Genomic DNA, 19,554 nt, shown 5'->3' with positions numbered 1-19,554 from the left:
TCAGCCGTCGGGGCCCATGGGGAACATCGGGATCACGACCGTGCAGCGAGCGCCGAAGTCCCCACGCTCCACCGCGAGATATCCGCCGAGCTGACGACAAACCGAGGCCACGTCCTCCATTGATACGACATCCACCGTGTCGTCCGTGTCCGTCACCTCGAACCCCACCCACGGCACATCGCCGAGGCGCCCCTCGCGGCCCTGGTAGACCCGGAACGCGACGCTCCCGGGACGCGGTCGCAACGCCCGGCCACCGAAGACGCGGAGCAGGAGCCATCGCACCTTCGATTCGTCGCTCTCCATGAACCCGAGCTCCTCGGGTTGCTCGACTTGCAGCGCGTCGCGCGTCCGCTCGAAGGCCGGCGCCACCGCCAGCACCACCTCGGCGACGAGCGCGCCGAGCGCAAACGGCACGACCACGACCGGCCGCCCGCGCGTCTCGGCCTCGCTCTCCGTGATCACCTCGTGGAGCAGCAGATCCGCGTGCTCCTGGCGCACACGTTCGCCGAGCGCGTCCGCGCCCCAGCGCGCATACGCGTCGAGCGCGCCGTGCACATGGCTCCGCGCGCGTGAATCATCGCCCCGGTCGCGGAAAAACGCCGCGGCCCTCTCGCAGGCGATCGCGACGTGGGGCGTGAGCCGCGCCGCTTCGGCCGCCTCGATCGCGTGCTCGTAGAGCGGGCCCGCCGCGGCGTGATCCCCCGCGATGCGCGCGCGCTCGGCGGCGAGGAGGAGCTCCTCGTGAGCGAAGTTCGCGGGACAGGCGCGCGCCCAGCTGGCGATACGCTCGGCGTTTCGCTCGAACGTGACGTAAGGCTCCTCGGCGGGGTTCGCCCCCTCGGCGCAGAGGCGGGCGGCCGCGAGGCAGGTCAGGTACACAGCGCCGGTCGCGAAGTAAAACCACGCCCCCTCCCCGCCTTCGCCGGCGATCACGAGCACGTCCTCGTCGTCGCCGTTCAGGAAGGCCAGCGTGATGCGCGCCGCCCGATACCACGAGAGCGCGAAATGCACGCCCCGCTCGCGGAGCGATGCGACGAACGTGTCCTCGTCGAAGCCGTCCCCGGAGAGCGAACGCACGTCGATCGTGCGCCCCGCGAGCGCCGCGATGATCCGCCGCACCAGCGTCTGGACCGCGATCGACGAGGCGACCTTCGTCCGCTCCATCAAAGCAAGCAGCCGCTCGGCTTCCTCGTCGACTTCCTTCAGGGGATCACCGAGCGCGAGACGCAGGAGCACGATGTGGCTGCACGCATACGAGAGATAAATGTAATCGCCGGTCGCGAGCCCCGTGCGGTAGGCTTTTCGGAGATAGCCGAGCACGTCGGGGATGGGCTCGAGGAAATGGGCGTACGAGCCGTACACGAAATTCAATCGACAAGGCTCGCCCGCATTGCCGCGCCGCTCGTCGAGCCGGAGCGCGAGCTTGCCGAACGCCCCCGCCTCGGCATAACGGCCGAGCGACGTGGCGAGGTGCATGCCGTAGAGCATGTACCCATAAATGGATTCGTCCGCGTGCCCGTGTTCGAGCGAGATGTTCGCCTGGATCGCCGCGCAGAGGCTGAAGAGCGCGGGCCGCACCAGGTTCGCCGGCGCGAGCAAATTCGTGAGGATCTCGAGCTTGGCCCGTTTGTCCGGGTCTTCGAGCGGCGCGCCCTCGGAAAGCTCGGAGAGAGCGCGCGCCGCGAGCCGCTCGCGCACCCGGGCGTGCTCCTTCTCCGCGAGGCACTTGGCCGTCGCCTCGTCCCGCGGGATGTCGAGGCCGAGCTCTGCGAGCGCGTCGAGGCCCACTTCGATGGCAGAGGCCGCACGCCCGCGCGTCGTGCGGACGGCCATGCGGACGCGGCACACGGCGGCCTTTTCGGTGCTCGTTCGCGGCGGGACCGGCAAGGCGACGAGGAGCGCCTCGGCCTCGTCGAGCTGGCCGCGCAGATACACGCATTCGGCCCGGCCGAGGTGGAGCGCGAAGAGGAGCGTCGGATCGCTGCCGGAGAGCGCGAGCGCCGCGCCCGCGGCATAATACCGCGCCGCCGCGTCGTACGCCGTCCGCGCCTTGGCCCGCGCGCCGGCCGCGAGGTCGAGCCGGGCGAGCTCGTCCCGCTCGGCCGCGCCGGTGATCAGCGAGGCGCCGGCATTCAGGTGCTCGACGAATTCAAAGAGTTTTTCGTCGATGACGCCGCGGACGCGCGCGTCGGCATAAAGACGCCGACCCACGAGGAGCCGGATCCGCGGCAGATCGTCCTCGCCGATGAGCTCGTAGGCGGCTTGCCGGACGCGATCGTGAAGGAAACGGAACGGGATCGGCGCGCCGTCCGCGGCGTCGATCCGCCTGCGCGGATCGACGGGCATGAGGAGCTCCTTCCCCTTCGCCTGCGCGAGGGCCGCGAGGGCGTCTGCCGCCGTGGTGCCACGCGCCGCCGCGAGATCGTGCACGTCGAAGGTCGCGCCGATGCACGCGGCGATCTGCAGCGTGGCCTGCGTCTCGGCCGGGAGCTTGCGCATTTCCCGGACGATCAGGGCGACCTCGTCCTCGGGGAGCGGGGCCGTCCGGATCTGCGCGAGATCCCAGGCGAACGCCCCGGGCGCCGCGCCCTCCGCGATGAACCCCTCCTGCACGAGGAACCTGAGAAACTCCCGCACGAAAAACGGGTTTCCGCGGGTGCGCCGGTGCACCTCGGCTGCGAGCGCCTGGATTTCGGGCTCCACGGGAGCGCCGAGCGTGTCGGCGATCATCACTTCCAGGTGCTCGGGCCCGAGCGGCGGGAGGTCTATTTCTTCGAGGCGCGCGCCGCGCTGCCGGAGCGCGACCTTCGCCGCGGTGACCGGGTGCTCCGGGCCCACTTCCTGATCGCGGTACGCCCCGATCAGCAGGGTGTTTCGAATGCTGGGATCACCGGCGACGGCCAGGAGGAAGCGGAGCGAGGCGTCATCGGCCCATTGCAGATCGTCGAGGAAGAGGACGAGCGGGTGCTCGGGCCGCGCGAATACGGAAAGAAAGCGCAGGAGCGCGTGTTCCAGCCGGGCCTGCGATTCCGCCGCGCTCGCCGAGGACGACGTCGTCGCCGGCGACCGCGACGACGGCGCCGCGATCATCGATCGCGCGCTCGGAAGCGTCTCGACGAGCACGGCCGTGCCCTCGCCGAGCGCCTCGTACAGGCGCTCTTGCCATTCGGCCGTATCGTCCCCCTCCCCGTCGCCGAGCACGCGCTGCGCCAGGTCGTCGAGCGCGCGCAGGAGCGTGGCGAAGGGGACGGTGCGGTTGTATTGATCGAATTTGCCGGCGACGAGGTGACCGCGGCGGGCGGCGAGCGAGGCGCCGAGCTCCTCGACGAGCGTCGATTTCCCCGCGCCCGCCCAGCCCGAGACGAGCACGATTTCGCTCGCCCCGGTCGCGGCGCGCTCGAAGGCCCGGAGCAAGGCCCACACTTCGGCTTCGCGCCCGTACCGTTTGTCGGGTAGCTGGAACCTCACGCGTCGCTCACTGCTCCCCCCACGAGTTTCGCCCCGCGCACGTCGAACGAAATCAAAGCCCCTGCATTGGGACGTATCCGGGCAAGGCGCGAATACGTTCGATCCAGGCGATGACGTTGCGGTAATCGTCGAGCTGGACCTTGCCCTCCCGGACGAGGCCGACGTACGGGAAGACGGCGATGTCGGCGATGGTCGGCCGATCGTGTTCGAGCCAGGAGCGTTTGGCGAGGTGGGCGTCGAGCACGTCGAGGGCCGCGCGGCTCCGGTCCTGCGCGAGACCGAGATCGAGCTGAACGCCGAGGAGGAAATGCAGCCGCGCGAGGAACGGGCCGTGATGGACCTCGTTCGCGGCGAACGAGAGCCACTGCACGACGCGGGCCATCCCGGCCGGATCCGAGGGCAACCACGCCTCGCCCCCGTACTTGCGCGCGAGGTACACCAGGATGGCCTGCGAATCCCGCAGCGTCTCGTCGCCGTCGACGAGCACCGGGACCTGACCGAGCGGGTTCATCGCGAGAAACGAGGGGGTTTTGTGCTCGCCTTTCAGGAGGTCCACCACGATCTCCTCGTGCTCGAGGCGCAACATCGAGAGCAGGAGGCGCACCTTGTGGCTATTCCCGGACAGCGGATGCGAATAAAGCTTCATAGCGGTCGGTATCTTTCCAGTCTCCGCGAATCTTTCCGTGACGTCACGAAAAGCCGCGCGTTCACCCGCGTCCCCCCGTGAAACAGCGGGCGTCGGGCAAGGGAGGTGCGCTCACGGCGCGCGCCGGAGTATTGCGCCGACGTGCGGGCGCAGTCAAACTACGTGGAGCGTGTCGTCGCTGCTGCCGTGCATCATTGTACGATCGGAGACGAGACGCGCGCGCACGGCGTTTCGCACCTCGGCACGTTGCGACTCGTTGTCGAGCACGAATTCGACGCAGAACCCGCCATGCTCGCCCGCGGGGGAGCGCACGCGGCCGGGGATCGGGAGCGGAGCGCTGAAAAGCCCGTCGATCGATACCTCGATCGCGGCGTCGAGCGGCGGCGGCCGAAGGCCGGCGAGGACGAGCCCGTAAGGCCCGAGCGACGTCGCCCGCCCCGTTTGCCACGCACCGCCTTCATGCCGCATGCGCGCGGGCAGATCACACGGCCTTCGGCCCGAGGCTTGCGCGACGAGCGGCTCGCGGGCCGGAGATCCGTCGATCAGCGGGCGAATGCCGTCCGTCGCGGAGGGGACGAGGATTTCGGCGGGGCACATCGCGTCGAACAAGGACCACCATACGTGGACCCCGTAGGCCATCGCATACGCAATGCGGCGCGCCGACGCCGGATGTTTCCAGCCCTCCTCGCAAAGCGCGAACAGGGAGACGGCGTGATCGGCGTCGATCTCCGCGTGCAGGCGATAATGGCGCTGGGCGTCGAGATCGCCCCAGAAGCGCTCGTGGATGGTCTGGGCAAGCATCGTCGATATCTTGATGTGCGTATACTCGACGATCCCCGTGGCCGCGGCGCCCATCTCGGCGGGGTTCACGAGGCAGAAATCGAGCAGGGACTGGTAGGCGACGGCGACGCGGATCGGGCACTCCCGCGCCGCATCCGCCTCACCGAGACCGATGGCGCGCAGGTACTCCGCGAACGTGCCGCGATGCGTGCTTTCGAGCGTCCCGTGCCCGTGCTCCTCGGCCACGTTTTCATACACGGTGGAGAGGCGCCGATCGATCGCAGGCACGCGCGCGAGCACCGCCGTCAACGCACGTGAAAAATGTTCAACGAAGTGCAAATAAGGCGCCTGGCTCCGCCGAAACTCCTCGAGCCTCGTCGCGGGCGCTCGCATCCACGAAAAATACGGGTGCTTGTGGAAATCGTAGACGCGGCTCAGCGCCTCGGCGCCGTCGAGGACCGAGGCACCGGCGGTGATCTCCGAAAGCGTGATGTCGGAAACGCGGTGAAGAAGAATGGGCATGACGTCGCTCCCCGCTCTTTCCAGCTTCCGATGTGATCGGCAAAAGCTACCACGAGTAGGAATACACGGCTTCGATGGAGGGTCAACGACGCATTCGTGCGTCGTCGACGGCGGCGTTCATTGAAATGTCAGGCCGCGCGCACGGAGCGTCCGGCGCATGATCGAACACGCGCGCAGCGAACCCATCGATCGCATCACAAGACATGCCTCGTACGGCGCCTTCGCCTCGTGGCAACGAGAACCATTCGTCCACGATTTGCGATTCCAATGGACGAATCCGTCAGAAATATGACTCCCGGGTCCCTGAAAAAATGCGCTCGGAGCATGGAAAGTCGCTGACGGCATGGCGTGCGCTGCGCTAATGAGCACATTGCTGGGGGATCGGGATCCATCGTGAACTCTCTTTCTCCAAATGACGAGATCCATCCATGTCTCCGCCAATGAAAGGGCCCGGGCGGCCGGGCGCGCGCCCCGGCCCGGGGACGGTCGTCGCGGGTCGCTTCCGCCTCGAAGAGCTCGCCGGGACGGGCGGGATGGGAGAAGTCTTTCGGGCCAAAGACCTCCGCACCGGCGCCTTCGTCGCGCTCAAGCTCCTGCACCCGGCCGACGTCGGCTTCGAGCAGACTGCGCGCTTCGATCGGGAGGCTCGGCTCCTGTCCCGGCTCGGGCATCCAGGAATCGTGTCGTACCTCGCGCACGGCGAGGCCGAGGACGGCCGGCCGTATCTCGCCCTCGAATGGCTCTCCGGCCACGATCTCGGCAAGCGCCTCGCCGAGGGGCCGCTCGACGTGCGTGATTGCGTGACCATGCTCCTCACGCTCGCGGACGCGCTCGCCGCCGCCCACGCGAAGGGAATCCTCCATCGCGACATCAAGCCGAGCAACCTCTTCTTGCGGGACGGGCGCGTCGATCGCGCCACGCTGCTCGATTTCGGCATTGCGCGGAACGCGCTCTCCGCCACGGCCCTCACGCGCCCCGGCGCCCTGCTCGGGACGCCCGGCTACATGGCCCCCGAACAGGCGCGCGGCGAGGAGGAGCTCCGGCCGAGCGCGGACGTCTTCGCCCTCGGCTGCGTCGCGTTCCACGGTTTGACCGGAAAACCCCCGTTTTTCGCGCCAAGCGCGCTCGTGATGCTCGCCAAGATCCTCTTCGAGGAGGTGCCCAGCGTCGAGGTGCTCCGGCCCGGCACGCCCCGGGCGCTCTCCGCGCTCGTCGCGCGCATGCTCGAAAAGGATCCGTCGCGGCGACCTGCCGACGCCGCGGCCCTCCACGACGAGCTCGCCGCCATTGCCGCGCGCCTCGCGGACGACGTCGCCGAGAAAGCAGGGCGCGCCGATCTCACCCCCGCCGCGGCGCTCAGCGGCGACGCGCTGCAATTGCTCTCCGTCGTCGTCGCCATTCCGGGCGAGGAGCCGCCTTTCGCCGCGGGAGACAGCGCCTCCGGGCGGGCCGCGCGAATCTCGCTCCGGGAAGCCCTGCGTGCGCGCCTCGTCCGCCTGGGCGGTCGCGTCGAATGGCTGGCGAGCGGCGCCCTCGTCGTCGTCGTCACGCCCGCGCAGAGCGCCGTGGATCAGGCCACGCAGGCCGCGCGGTGCGCGCTCGCCGTGCAAGCGTCGTGGCCCACGGCCCGCATCGCCCTGACCACGGGCCGCGGGGTGCTGAAAGAAAGAGTCCTCGTCGGCGAGGCGATCGAGCGCGCCTTTTCGCAGATAGCGCCTGGCGAAAGCCCCACGATGGCCCTGGAGATGGTGCCCTCGGGCATTTTTCTGGACGACCTCTCCGCCAAGCTGCTCGAGCCTCGATTCGTGATCCCGTTCTCCGGGCACACGCCGGTCCTGCGCGAGGAGCGCGCGCTCGAAGTGGACGAGACGCGCCTCTTGCTCGGCCGCCCGACTCCATGTGTCGGGCGCGAGCGGGAGCTCGCCCTGCTCGTCGCGGCGATCGAAGGATCGATCGAGCAGGCTGAGCCGGCGGGGGCGCTCGTGGTGGCGCCGCCCGGCACGGGAAAATCCCGCCTGCGGCACGAGCTCTTGCGGCGGCTGCGCGCGCGCCTGGGAATGCTCGTGCTTTTCGGGAGCGGCGCGCCGCTCAGCGCGGGGTCGCCTTATGGCGTGCTCGGTGAGGCCTTGCGTCGGCTATGCGAGGTCGAGGCCGGGGATCCACCGGCGCGAAAAGAAGAAAAGATCCGGCAGCGCGTCGGGCGTCACGTCGCGCCCGCGGAGCAAAGGCGGGTCAGCGAGTTTTTGGCGACGATGTGCGGCGTCGCGGTGGAAGAGCCCTCCTCCCTGCTCCGCGCGGCGTTCCGGGATCCCAAGATCATGAACGAGCAGATCCAGCGGGCCTTTCTGGATCTCCTCACCGCCGAATGCGCCGAACACCCGGTCCTCCTCGTCCTCGAAGATCTCCATTGGGGTGATCCGGCGACGGTGAAGCTCGTCGACGCCGCCCTCGTGGAGCGGCGGGAGTTGCCTTTTTTCGTGCTGGCCCTCGCCCGCCCCGAGCTCGTCGAGGTGTTCCCGAAGTTATGGCAAGGGCGCATCGTCCATCGCGTCCGGCTCGGGGGGCTACACGACAGCGCCGCCGGCGAGCTCGTCACCGCCGTGCTCGGCCCCGAGGTGCCCGCGGCCTCGGTCAAGCGTGTGGTGGAGCAAGCCGCGGGCAATGCGTTGTTCCTGGAGGAGCTCATCCGCGCAGCCGCCGAGGGCAAAGCGGAAGGACAGCCCGACACGGTGCTGGCGATGCTCCAGGCGAGGCTCTCTTGTCTCGATCCGGCGAGCCGGCGTGTGCTCTCCGCGGCGAGCATTTTCGGACGGACCTTCTGGCGTGGTGGGGTGCACGCGCTCCTCGGGCGAGCACGCGACACGTCGTCGACGGACGAGCGGCTCGAAGAGCTGGTCCAGGCCGAGATCCTCCAGCGTCGCGCGCAAAGCCGTTTTACGGGTGAAACCGAGTATCAGTTCCGCCACGCGCTCCTGCGCGACGCCGCGTACGGGCTCTTGACCGAAGCGGATCGCATGCTCGGACATCGGCTCTCGTGCGCGTACCTGGAGCAGGTGGGCGAGACGGATCCCATGGTGCTCGCCGAGCACGCACGCGCGGGCGGAGATCTCGCGCGGGCCGCGGGCCATTATCTCGGCGCGGCGCGGCAATCGTATCATCAGGACGATATCGACGGGATGTGGACGCGCGCGGAGTGTGGCCTTCAGTGCGGCGCCTCGGGCGAGCTCAGGGGCAAGCTCCTCGCGCTCAAGCTCGAGGCTTGTGTCTGGCGTCTCGACTGGCAAACGGGCATCGAGGCAGGCAGGGAAGCCATGGCCATCCTGCCCCGGGGGAGCGTGGCCTGGAACGAGGCCGCCACGTGGTTTTTGCTGATCGCGGTGAACCTGAGCATGAAGGGCGAGGTCGACGCGCTCGTTTCCGTCATCATGAACGTCGATCCTGCGCCGGACGCGCTCGCCTCGTGCCTCTTGGCCGTCGCGCGGGCGGCGGGCATGCTCACGCTGGTCGCGGCGCGCGAGCACGTCCTCGGGCTGCTCGCGAGGCAAGACGCGCTCGCCCCGCGCCTGCCCCGGCACGAGCTGCTCATCTGGGCAAGTATGCTCCATACGCGGGCGTGCTTCGAGGCCCTGGTCGAGGGAGATCTCTTCGCGGCCCACGAGTTCGGCCGTGAGAGCATCGACGCGTTCACGAGCGCTGGCTCCTCGCGCATGAGTTGCATGGCCACGCTCCTCTTGGCCGCGACGCGCGCGGCGCTCGGGGACGAGGACGCGGCGGCGCGCATGACCCGCGAATGCCTGGACGGCGTCCTTCAGGGCAATGACGCATTCCTCGTATCCACGGCCCGTTTTTATCACATGCTCGTCCTCGCGGAGCGCTGCGCGCCCGAGCGGCGGGAGGAGATCACGGGCCTCGCGAGGCTCCTCATCGAGCAAGGCGCGATGGAGGACACCATCGGCGTCGCGTACGGCGCGCTCGCGCGTGTGTTCCTGGCCGAGGGCCGCGTCGCGGAGGCGCGGGAGGCGGCCGAGAAAGCCCTCGCGATCCTGCAATACGTCCATTGCTGGCGGCCGCAAATCGAGAGGACGTTGATCGTGGCCTTGCTCCGCGAAGGGCGCCCGGAAGAAGCGCGTCGCGTCGCCGAAGACGTCGTGCGCCGGATGCAAGCGCAAGGCGGCACCGCGGGGTATGCGGAGATTCCGCTGCGCCTCGCGATCACCGAGGCGCGCGCCGCGACCGGGGACATGAAGGCCGCCCGGGAGGCGCTCGTGGAGGCGATTCGCAGGCTCGAATGGCGGCTCGAAAGAATCGAGGACCCGGCGATGCGGGCGCTTCACCGCGATCTCCCCGAGCACGTGCGGCTCCGGGAGCTCGAACGGGAATGGTTCGAAGGCTAAGCTCCGCGCGGCGACCTGGCCGAGCCGTGCGACCGGCGTCCGAGGTCGCTCGCGCGCGGCGCGAGGCCCATCGATTGCATCACGGGCCGGCGTGGGCAAACCCAGGCGCGTCGGAGTGCAAAAGGGCGCGGCGGAGCCGGAGGGGCCGCCGCCGTCGGGGGTTGTCTCGTCGTCGCTCCGGCAGCGGGCCGCCGAGATTCACGCGCGGCTCGCCCGGGCGATCCCCGCGCCGCGGCTCGAGCTCGATTTTCGCAATCCCTGGGAGCTCCTCGTCGCCACGATCCTCGCGGCGCAGAGCACGGACCGGAAGATCAACCTCGTCACGCCGGCCCTTTTTCAGTCGTACCCCACGCCCGCCGCGCTCGGCGCGGCGCCGCAGGACGAGGTCGAGCGGCTCGTCCACGAGACCGGTTTTTTCCGGAACAAGGCCCGCGCGATCCGCGAGGCGAGCCGCAAGATCGCCGAGGACTTCGGCGGCGAGGTCCCGCGCACGCTCGAAGCGCTGGTCACGCTGCCCGGCGTGGCGCGAAAAACAGCGAACGTCGTGCTCGCGAATGCTTACCGCATCGCGGAGGGCATGGCTGTCGATCGGCACACGGCGCGGGTCTCGCGCCGGCTCGGGCTCACGGAGGAGGAAGATCCGGCGGCGGTGGAAATCGATCTCTGCCGGTCGTTCCCGACGAACGAATGGATCGACGTGGGCCTGCGCCTGCAGCTCCACGGGCGTTACGTCTGCACGGCGCGGGCGCCGGATTGTCGGCATTGCCCGCTGAACGAGCTTTGCCCGAGCAAGCGCGCCGCCCCCGAGGGCACGATCGACGCGCGCGCCGCGCTCGAAGCGGCACGGGTCGCGGCCCAGGGCGAACCCGAGCCTTGACCCCCTTCACTTGCAAGCCGGGCACTCGCAGAGGACGTTCTTGTCCGAGGCCTGGATGCAGGCGAACCCGTCCCCGCAGACAGACTCCGCGCAGGCGCACGAGAGCGGATCCGGAACGCAAGGATCGAGTACGCATTCGTACTCGGCCCCGAAGGCCTGCTTCACGACGCAGACATACCCCTCGAGGCACTGGATCTTGTCGCCGCAGGTGATCGCGCCATTGCACAGCGCCGGCATGTCGCTGTGCCATCGATTGTCGTCGCCGCACGTCACGGTGAACGACGCGCCGCCCTGCTCGCAGGCATAGGTGCACGGCGACGTTTGTCCGCACGGACCGCCGACGCAGGCCGTGCCGTCGAGGGGCGGAGACTGGGGGCACGCCGGCGGCGGCGCGCACCCGGCGAGGGTCTCGACCCAGCTCCCCGCTTCGCACGTGAAGATACGCGGGCAGCATTCGCCGTACGAGCACGGCTCGTCCGGCGGCATGTCGCAAGGCGCGCCGTCGACGGGCGGCTCGGCGGGACACGCGGAATCGGAGCCGCCGGTGCCACCCTGACCGCCGGTGCCGCCGGTCCCTGTCGAGGTTTGATCGACGTCGACCTTCCCGCTGCAAGCGACGAGGACGGGGAGGACGAGGAGAAAAGCACGATGGATGGGAAAAAGCATGGGGGCGATTCTACACGAGCTCGTGCGCTCGGTGCTCGTTCCCGGCAGCGGAGCGGCGGGCACTGCCGTTGCAGCCTCGGCGCGCATGCCAGCGACCGTGGCCTTCGTGCTCGCTTGTCTGCTCGGGCTCTCTCCTGCCGTCGCGCTCGGGTGTCCGGATTGCCCGCTCGCGCGGCGGGCACGCGCATCCATCCGGGAAGATCCGAATACGTGGGCCCACCTTGCTCTTCTGCTCCTCCCTTTCGTGGTCGCGTGGCTCGTGGCGCTCTGGTTTCACAAGCGCAGGCAAACCGCGGGAACGGGAAAGGACGGGTGACGTCATGGGACATCGAAAAGACGGGGGCCTCCTCGCAGCGGGGATCTTGCTCGGCGTGGGGCTCGGAGGATTCGTGGACGGCATCTTGTTCCACCAGATCCTCCAGTGGCACAACATGCTCTCGTCGCGCCTGCCGCCGACGAACCTCCTCGCCATGAAAATCAACATGTTCTTCGACGGCCTCTTCCACGCGGTCACGTGGACGACGACCGTGATCGGCCTCGCCTTGCTCTGGCGTGGCTTCAAGAAGGGCACGTTGCCGCGCTCGACGCCGACCTTCGTGGGCGCGATGTCCCTCGGCTGGGGCCTCTTCAATTTCGTGGAAGGCCTCATCGACCATCAGCTCTTCGGGCTCCACCACGTGCGGCCGGGCGAGCGCGAGCTTGCATGGGACATCGCGTTCCTGGTCTCCGGCCTTTTGCTCGGCGGCCTCGGGGCGGCGCTCATCCGGAAGGGGCGCGCTGCGAACATCGCGGCCTGACGCCAAACTTGGCCACGTTTCCTCGCAGGCACGACGATGTCGCGGGGAGAAATTTTCGTGTCATCCGATCGCTCGCGTCCTTTCGGGCCTCCTGCCAGGCCCCCGCATGCGGCTACCGTGGCGCAACCTCGAACGGCTACACCGACCGGACAAACCGGACAGCGGCCACCACATCCGGCGACGGTGGTGCAACGGCACGGCGCCGCGCCCGGGCCGTCCAAGGGATTGCCGCCCCATGCCGCGACCACGCTGGCCGGTCCTTCCAAAGCATCACCGCCGCATGCGGCGAAGGTGATGCAGCGGCAAACGACCCCGTTCGGGGCTGCGGGCGGGTCCGGGACGGCCCAGCGGGCGCTCCTCGTCAGTGAGGTCAATCAGAAAGGCAAAATGCTCGCCTTCACGACCGGGGCCGAAGTCCGGGTCGGCCGGCGCGAGGCGTTCTTCAAGAACTCGAAGGCCACGCACGCCGTGTTCAGCTTGGACAATACGATCTACGGTCTCAAGGGCGACCTCGGCGGCGGCGAGATCGACGTGGACGACAATACGAACAACGCGCCGTACACCTGGGTGACGGACGCCGTCTACCTGGGCTCGCAGGAGATGAACCTCTTCTGGGCCGTCGCGCAGAAGAAGGCCATCGAGATGACGTATACGCTCGTCACGCACAACTGCTACACGCCGGTGACGGCGGCGCTCGTGGCCGTGCGGGGCGCGATGCAAGAGACCGACAAACGTGTGAAGATCATCACCCAGATGCTGAAGGACCTGGCCGAGGACAACTTCGGCCTGGGCTCCTACAAGCACTCGCACAAGTTCGAGGACGTGATCTGAAAGGGCGACCCCTCAATACGTCGAGAACCCCGAGCAGCTCGACGTGATCTGCATCGACTGCGATCCGCTCGCCACGAAGCTCGAAATGCCCTGATCCCGGTCGTCCACGATCCACACCGTCTTCGGCCCGGCCCCCGAGTACGACGACGTCGAGTTCGATCCGAGCGACGTCCGCGTCCCGCTGCCGAACTTCGGGTTGTCCCCGAAGAACAGTGTTACGGTGCGCGAGCAGCTATTGTGCAGCCGCAGCGAATACGTGGACCCGCCACCGCCGGCGCTCGACGTTCCCGATCGCGCGGCCTGCTCCTGCTCTCTGCGCATGCGGCTCGCGTCGAAATCGGCGCGCATCTGCGCCGATTGCGCCTCCTGTTCGGCCCGGCGCGCCGCCTTTTGCTGGACGAACTCGCTCGTCTTCTGGTTGTAAAAATCGATGTCCGCCTGCCCGGCCCACGCGAGCCCCTTCTCCGCCGGGGCCCCGTGCGAGTGCTGCAAACAGCTATCGAGCAGCGTGTACCGATCCTCGTCGTCCCGCACCGCCGGCCGCGCCTTCTTGCAATGGCCGAGGGCCTCCTCGGATCGCCCCGCGTCGTCGAGTTCCTTGATGAGCGGCACGCACGCGAGCACCGTGGGCCGCGCGGCCATCGAGGCCTCGAGGATCTCGATGGACTCCGCGTTGCGCTTCGCGTGGATGCGCAGGATGCCCTTCGACGAGAGCGCCTCCGCCTTCTGATCGGGGTTCTTCTGCGTCGCCGCTTCGAGCGCCGCGTCCGCCTCGGCGATCGCCGCCTCGCCGTCGATCTTCTTCCGATCGACGAGCCCCAGAATGAAACATGCTCCCACGCGCTGCGCGAGCACCCGCGCCGCGTTCATGTCGCCCGGGTTCGCCTTCACGGCGGCGCGTGATTCTTCGAGCTGCGCGAGGATCTGCGCGTCGTTCTGCGCCTGCGCCTCGGCCATCACCTGCGCCTGCTGCGCCTGCATCGCCGCGGGATCGAGCCCGGCCATGCCCGCGTACGGGTTGAAGCAGCCCGCGGCGGCGAAAGAGGCGAGGAGTGTGGCCGAGAGGACGGAAAAACGTTTCATCACGAGAGGAGCCTTGTACCAGAGCCCCGCCGGGCGGGAAGAGAGAAGCTCTCCGGCAGGGCAAACCGCTTCGTGGTATGCTGGCCTCCGCCGGAGGCCCTCCATGACGACCGATGCCGGAACGTTCCAGAAGACCGCGTGTATCCTCTGCAGCATGAACTGCGGCATCGAGGTGCTCGTCGAGGATCGCAGGCTCACGCGCGTGCGCGGCGACCGACAGCACCCGACGTCACGCGGGTATCTCTGCGAGAAGGCCCAGCGGCTCGACCATTACCAGAACGGAAAGGATCGCCTGCGCACGCCCCTCCGGCGGCGGCCCGACGGCTCGTTCGAGGCGATCGACTGGGACACGGCCATCCGCGAGATCGCCGCGAAACTCGTGGGGATCCGCGATACCCACGGCGGGGCCTCGATCTTTTATTACGGCGGCGGCGGCCAGGGCAATCACCTCTGCGGCACCTACGCCACGGCGACGCTCGCGACGCTCGGATCGGTGTACCGCTCGAACGCGCTCGCGCAGGAGAAGACCGGCGAGTTCTGGGTCGACGGCAAGCTCTTCGGCCGCCCGCGTTGCCACACCGCGCCCGATTTCGAGCACGCCGAGGTCGCCGTCTTCGTTGGGAAAAATCCCTGGCACTCGCACGGCTTCCCCCGCGCCCGCCACGTGCTCAAGGAAATCGCGGGCGACCCCGCGCGCTCTCTCGTCGTCATCGACCCGCGTCGCTCCGAGACGGCGCGGCTCGCGCAGTATCACCTCGCGGTGCATCCGGGCACGGACGCCTTTTGCCTCGCCGCGATCCTCGGCACGCTCGTGCAGGAGAACCTCGTCGATCACCGCTTCCTCGCCGAGCACACGATCGACGCGGAGCCCGTGCTCGAAGCCCTCGCGCGCGTGCCCGTCGCCGAATTCGCGAAACGCTCCGGCGTCGAAGAATCCCTCGTGCGCGAGGTCGCGCGGCGCATCGCCCGCGCGAAGAGCGTCGCCATCCAGGAGGATCTCGGCGTCCAGCAGGCGCCGCATTCCACGCTCGATTCGTGGCTGGAGAAGCTCGTGTACCTGCTCGTCGGGAGCTTCGCCAAGGAAGGCGGCATGAACATCCACTCGCGGATGGCCTCGCTCGGCGGGGGCAGCGGCGGGGGCAGGCGCGGCAGCACGACGCCCGTCACCGGCGCGCGGATCATCACGGGGCTCGTGCCTTGCAACGTGATCCCAGACGAGATCCTCACGGACCACCCCGGGCGGTTCCGGGCGATGATCGTCGAGAGCGCGAACCCCGCGCACTCGCTCGCCGATTCGAAGCGCTTCCGCGAGGCCTTCGCCGCGCTCGATTGCCTCGTCGTGATCGACGTCGCCCTCACGGAGACGGCGCGGCTCGCGCATTACGTGCTCCCCACGGCGTCGCAGTTCGAGAAATGGGAAGCGACGTTTTTCACGCTGGAGTTCCCGAAAAACGCCTTCCAGCTCCGCGCGCCCCTCCTCGCGCCGCTCCCGGGGACCTTGCCCGAGTCCGAGATCCATCGCCGCCTCGTGCGCGCGACGGGCGCGCTCGACAGCGTGGATCTCGCTCCGCTCGCCGAGGCCGCGCGCCGTTCGCGGGGCGAATATGCCATGGCGTTCATGGGGCTCGTCGGGACGCGGCCCGAGCTCATGGCGCTCGCGCCGGTGATCCTCTACGAGACGCTCGGCCCGACGTTGCCCGAGGGAGCCGAGGCCACGGCCGTGCTCTGGGGCATCGCGCAATCGTGCTTCATGACCTTCCCCGAGAGCGTCGCGCGCGCGGGGTTTCCCAACGCCGACGCGCTCTTCGACGCCATCCTGCGCGAGCGCTCCGGCGTCACGTTCACCGTCGATCCGTACGAAGAGACGTGGGCGCGGCTCGATACCCCGGACAAACGCATTCGCCTGACGATCCCGGAGCTCATGCCGGAGCTCGTGGGCCTTTCGTCGGAGCCCGTGCCGCCCCGGGACGAGCGATATCCGTTCATCCTCGCGGCCGGCGAGCGCAGGTCGTCCTCGGCGAACACCATTTTCCGGGATCCTGCGTGGCGCAAGGTCGATCTCGAAGGCGCGCTCCGCATGAGCCCGGCGGACGCGGAGGCGCTCGGCGTCTCCACGGGCAGCGTCGTGCGTGTCGTGACCGAGGGCGGAAGCGCGACCGCGACGGTCGAGGTGAACGACGGCATGCGGGCCGGCCACGTGAGCCTGCCAAACGGCGGCGGGCTTCTCTATCCGGACGAAGCCGGCGGCGAGCGAAGGCACGGCACGGCGCCGAACGAGCTCACGCACCACGCGCAGCGCGATTGGCTCGCGGGCACGCCGTGGCACAAGCACGTGCCGGCGCGGATCGAGCGAATCGAGGCGGCGTAGCTTCTCTCGTCTCGCCCGAAAAACGTCAGTGCGTCTTGCGGATCGCGTAGGCGATGCCCTGCTCCAGGCTGCCCAGCGTCACGATCCCGCGGAGATCCGCGCCGATCTCGATGAGGGTCCGCGCGACCTCGCGACCGACGCCGGTCAGCACGAGCTCGGCCCCGAGCAGGCCGACGGCGCGCGCGGCGCGGGTCATCGCGTCGGCGGCGTCGGGATCCACGTCCGGCACGCCCGTGACGTCGAGCAGCACCACCGAGGCGCTGCGCTGCGCGACGCCGTCGAGCAGCACCTCGAGCAGCCGCTCGGCGCGCTCGGCGTTCACGCTGCCGATGAGCGGGACCGCGACGACGTGCCGGGCGATCGGCACGAGCGGGGTCGAGAGCGCGCGCAGGGCCTCGTTTTGCGCTGCGATGACCTTCTCGGCGAGCGCCCGTCGCTCCTCCTCGGCCGCGAGCGTCGCCGTCACGTCGGCGATGATGAAGGCCTCGTGCGAGGGCCCGTCGTCCTCGTGCAAGGCGAACGCCGTGAGGTGCCCCTGGAACACCGACCCGTCGGTCCGCCGGAAGGCCCCGATCGCGCCCCGCACCTCATGGCCTCGCCGCACGGCCTCCGCCACGGGACCATCGACCACGTAGGCCGTGACGTCGACCCCCGCCTCGCCGCTTCCGCTGCCGAAGAGCGCGCGGCAAGCGTCGTTCGCGTACATCGGCTGCCCGCCCGTTCGTGACACCGCGATGGCGCTCGGCGCATGGTCGGCGAGCGCTCGGAACAGCCGGACGGAGCGAAGCGATTCTTCGAGCTCCCTGCTGCGCCGCTGCAATGCCTCCCGGTTCTCGTGTTGCTCGGTCGTCTGGCGGACCAGCATGACGAGCTGCTCGGCGTCGAGGGGAACGACGCGCGCCTCGTACCATTCCGTCGACGGGCCCATCAAAAGCGAATACTCGGCGTGCCCCACCTTGCCGGTGGCCAGCGCCTCCCGGCATACGCGCTCCAGGTAGGCGCCCACGTCGGGCGGTAACAGATCCGCCATCCGTTTGCCCAGGAACACATCGGCAGAGACGTACAGATCGTCGTCCGATCGGGCCCGATAATCGATGATGGTCCCGTCCTTCTCCATCCGGAAGAGGAGATCCGGCAACGCGCGGAAGAGCGCGTCGACGGTCGTGGCGTCGTTCCGCTGCGCGTCGAGCGCCCGCCGTGCCTCGTCGCGCTCCTCTTCGAGGCGCGCCACGCGCTGCCGGAGGGCTTCGTTCTCGTTGCGGAGCTCACGTATAGCGTCGACGTCTGTCATCTGGGACCCTGCGTTCGGGGCACAGTAGCACGATTCCGTCGCCCAGGACGGAGCTTCCGAAGGGGCGCAGGACACAATCGGTACGTCACGCCATTGACGAAGGTCGCGCTCAGCCCGCCCCGATCCACGACGCCACGAAGTCGAGATACGCTTCGCGGAGCTCCGGGAACACGGTCACGTTGGGGATGTGGTTCAGCTCGAGCAGGTGCTTCGTCCCGTCGGGCTCGATCATGTAATCGATCGCGAACATCTCGAGGCCAAACGCCGCTCCGATCCGCCGCGCGTCCTCGACGAGGTCGGGATCGGCCTCGCCCGCGGGCAGCACCACCGAGCCGGCGTGGTGGATCGACTTGAGCCACGTCTCGCCGGCCATGCGGATCTGCCACGCGCGCTCGCCGAGCACGTGGATCCGCGTCGCCTCCCCGCGCACGAACGGCTCGACGAGCGTCGGCACCTCCGCGCGGCGTGTCGCCGAGAAGAGCTCCTTGTTCTCGCCGCAATGCCACTCGCCCCATTTCGCGACGAGCGTCTCCCCTGCCCTCGGCGAGACGGGCGACCCTCGATCGGCAAACCCGCGTTTCATCGCCCCGAACCGCGTGACCGCGAGCGCCCGCACGAGGCACGGGATGCGCAGACGCGCGTCCATCATCCCACGCGCGAGCGGCAAGCACGGGCCGCCCCAGAGCGCGAGCGCGGTCAAAAACGGCAGATCGTCGTCGAAGATGCCGTGGAACACGACACGCGAGACCGGCACGTACACCTCGTGCGCGTTCGGCCGCTCGACGTAGAGCTCGCCGGCTTCGAGCTGGATGCGCGGCAGGACGGGGCAGGAGAGCACGGGGATCTGGGTCGAGAGGCGCGCGCGTAGATCACGCACCTCGGGCTCGTCGAGGCCCACGAGGAGCAAGCGGTTCATGCGTGCCAGTATACGGAAGGCACGAACCCGGCGCGACCAAGCAGCGCGCCCGAGGGCGTCGCCGTGCTACTCGTCAGCGCCGACGGACCGGGGCCCGACGTCCCCCTGGAGGACCGAATATCATGCGCGAACGGACCATCGCTTTCCTCGTCTTCCCCGAGATCACGCCCCTCGACCTCGTCGGACCCTTGCAGGTGCTTCGGGCCCTCGAAGGCTCGTCCGATCTCCGCACCGTCACCGTGGGCGAGAGCCTCGAGCCCTTCGAGACCGACCTGCCTTTCCGGATCGTCCCCGAGCGCACGCTCGACGACGTGCCCGATCCTTACGGCATCGTCGTCCCGGGGGGCCTCATCGGGCCCTTTCACGCGATGGCCAGCGATCGCATCATGGACTGGCTCCGCGCCGCCGCCCCGAAGGCCTCCTTCGTGAGCTCCGTGTGCACCGGCGCGCTCGTGCTCGCGGCGCTCGGCTTGCTCGAAGGCAAGAAGGCCACGACGCACTGGTCGTTCCTGCCCCACCTCGCGCGCTTCGGGGCGACGCCCGTCAAGGGGCGCTGGGTCGAGGACGGCCAGGTGATCACGGCGGCCGGCGTCTCGGCGGGCATCGACATGGCGCTCGCGCTCGGCGCGCGCCTCACGAGCGAGGCTTCCGCCAGGGCGGCGCAGCTCGTCCTCGAATACGAGCCCGAGCCCCCGCTCGGCCCGATCGCCTGGGAGGGCAGTGAGGCCCTCCTCCAGGGGATGGGCGGCGTCGTCGCGCAGAGGCTCCCCGGCATCCTCCGCAACAAGCCGGAACTCCTCGCGAAATTCGCGCCGTAGCCCTCGTGCTCGTCGGCGCGGATGTGCCAGGATGCCGCGATCGCGGACGAAACCCGAGGCGGGGGACACGCCCCATCCAGCCCGACATTGGAGCCCG

The 19,554-nt window shown here is 69.1% G+C and carries 14 protein-coding genes; 7 read left to right on the top strand and 7 right to left on the bottom strand.

All coding sequences use genetic code 11. The annotated features are described in order from the left end of the window. From QHF84_RS44910 to QHF84_RS44900, 3 genes are all read right to left on the bottom strand, one after another. The gene (locus tag QHF84_RS44910) at positions 1-3,468 is read right to left on the bottom strand and encodes an AAA family ATPase (protein ID WP_281319772.1); all 3,468 of its coding nucleotides are present in this window, start codon (positions 3,466-3,468) and stop codon (positions 1-3) included. A gap of 52 nt (positions 3,469-3,520) precedes the next feature. Further along, positions 3,521-4,114 carry a glutathione S-transferase family protein gene (locus tag QHF84_RS44905; RefSeq protein WP_281319771.1) on the bottom strand — a complete coding sequence of 198 codons (594 nt, stop codon included), beginning with the start codon at positions 4,112-4,114 and terminating at the stop codon, positions 3,521-3,523. A 153-nt stretch (positions 4,115-4,267) separates the two neighbouring features. After that, positions 4,268-5,416: an iron-containing redox enzyme family protein gene (locus tag QHF84_RS44900; protein WP_281319770.1), complete on the bottom strand. Its 1,149-nt coding sequence runs from the start codon at positions 5,414-5,416 to the stop codon at positions 4,268-4,270. A gap of 440 nt (positions 5,417-5,856) precedes the next feature. Between QHF84_RS44900 and QHF84_RS44895 the strand changes: the two genes are divergently transcribed. Together QHF84_RS44895 and nth are read left to right on the top strand one after the other, a co-directional pair. After that, on the top strand, positions 5,857-9,810 hold the full coding sequence (locus QHF84_RS44895) for a serine/threonine-protein kinase (protein WP_281319769.1): 3,954 nt from the start codon (positions 5,857-5,859) through the stop codon (positions 9,808-9,810). A 91-nt stretch (positions 9,811-9,901) separates the two neighbouring features. Continuing rightward, positions 9,902-10,687: an endonuclease III gene (gene nth, locus QHF84_RS44890; RefSeq protein WP_281319768.1), complete on the top strand. Its 786-nt coding sequence runs from the start codon at positions 9,902-9,904 to the stop codon at positions 10,685-10,687. 6 nt (positions 10,688-10,693) lie between these two features. Here nth and QHF84_RS44885 read toward each other — a convergent pair whose 3' ends face one another. Further along, on the bottom strand, positions 10,694-11,353 hold the full coding sequence (locus QHF84_RS44885; protein ID WP_281319767.1) for a hypothetical protein: 660 nt from the start codon (positions 11,351-11,353) through the stop codon (positions 10,694-10,696). Between QHF84_RS44885 and QHF84_RS44880 the strand changes: the two genes are divergently transcribed. From QHF84_RS44880 to QHF84_RS44870, 3 genes are all read left to right on the top strand, one after another. Further along, positions 11,352-11,669 carry a hypothetical protein gene (locus QHF84_RS44880; RefSeq protein WP_281319766.1) on the top strand — a complete coding sequence of 106 codons (318 nt, stop codon included), beginning with the start codon at positions 11,352-11,354 and terminating at the stop codon, positions 11,667-11,669. The two genes, QHF84_RS44885 and QHF84_RS44880, sit on opposite strands and share 2 nt — an antisense overlap. Before the next feature lie 4 nt (positions 11,670-11,673). Next, positions 11,674-12,150: a DUF2243 domain-containing protein gene (locus QHF84_RS44875; RefSeq protein WP_281319765.1), complete on the top strand. Its 477-nt coding sequence runs from the start codon at positions 11,674-11,676 to the stop codon at positions 12,148-12,150. 183 nt (positions 12,151-12,333) lie between these two features. After that, on the top strand, positions 12,334-12,981 hold the full coding sequence (locus QHF84_RS44870; protein WP_281319764.1) for a hypothetical protein: 648 nt from the start codon (positions 12,334-12,336) through the stop codon (positions 12,979-12,981). 12 nt (positions 12,982-12,993) lie between these two features. On the opposite strand, the gene QHF84_RS44865 is transcribed toward QHF84_RS44870, so the two are convergent. Next, complete coding sequence (locus QHF84_RS44865; protein WP_281319763.1) at positions 12,994-14,064, bottom strand: hypothetical protein; 1,071 nt, start codon at positions 14,062-14,064, stop codon at positions 12,994-12,996. A 103-nt stretch (positions 14,065-14,167) separates the two neighbouring features. Here QHF84_RS44865 and QHF84_RS44860 point away from each other — a divergent pair, with 103 nt between their 5' ends. Further along, positions 14,168-16,432: a molybdopterin-dependent oxidoreductase gene (locus tag QHF84_RS44860; protein ID WP_281319762.1), complete on the top strand. Its 2,265-nt coding sequence runs from the start codon at positions 14,168-14,170 to the stop codon at positions 16,430-16,432. A 25-nt stretch (positions 16,433-16,457) separates the two neighbouring features. Here QHF84_RS44860 and QHF84_RS44855 read toward each other — a convergent pair whose 3' ends face one another. Then, complete coding sequence (locus QHF84_RS44855; RefSeq protein WP_281319761.1) at positions 16,458-17,723, bottom strand: PAS domain-containing protein; 1,266 nt, start codon at positions 17,721-17,723, stop codon at positions 16,458-16,460. A 109-nt stretch (positions 17,724-17,832) separates the two neighbouring features. Then, entirely contained in the window at positions 17,833-18,639 is an 807-nt protein-coding gene (locus QHF84_RS44850) for a hypothetical protein (protein ID WP_281319760.1), read from the bottom strand. Between the two features lie 122 nt (positions 18,640-18,761). On the opposite strand from QHF84_RS44850, the gene QHF84_RS44845 reads away from it, so the two are divergent. After that, entirely contained in the window at positions 18,762-19,457 is a 696-nt protein-coding gene (locus QHF84_RS44845) for a DJ-1/PfpI family protein (protein ID WP_281319759.1), read from the top strand. Positions 19,458-19,554: the final 97 nt, after the last annotated feature.

The organism is Polyangium sp. y55x31 (genome assembly GCF_029946505.1).
Lineage (GTDB): Bacteria > Myxococcota_A > Polyangia > Polyangiales > Polyangiaceae > Polyangium.
Note: the sequence above shows the minus strand (reverse complement) of the source record. Positions and strands in the feature narration are given on the sequence as shown.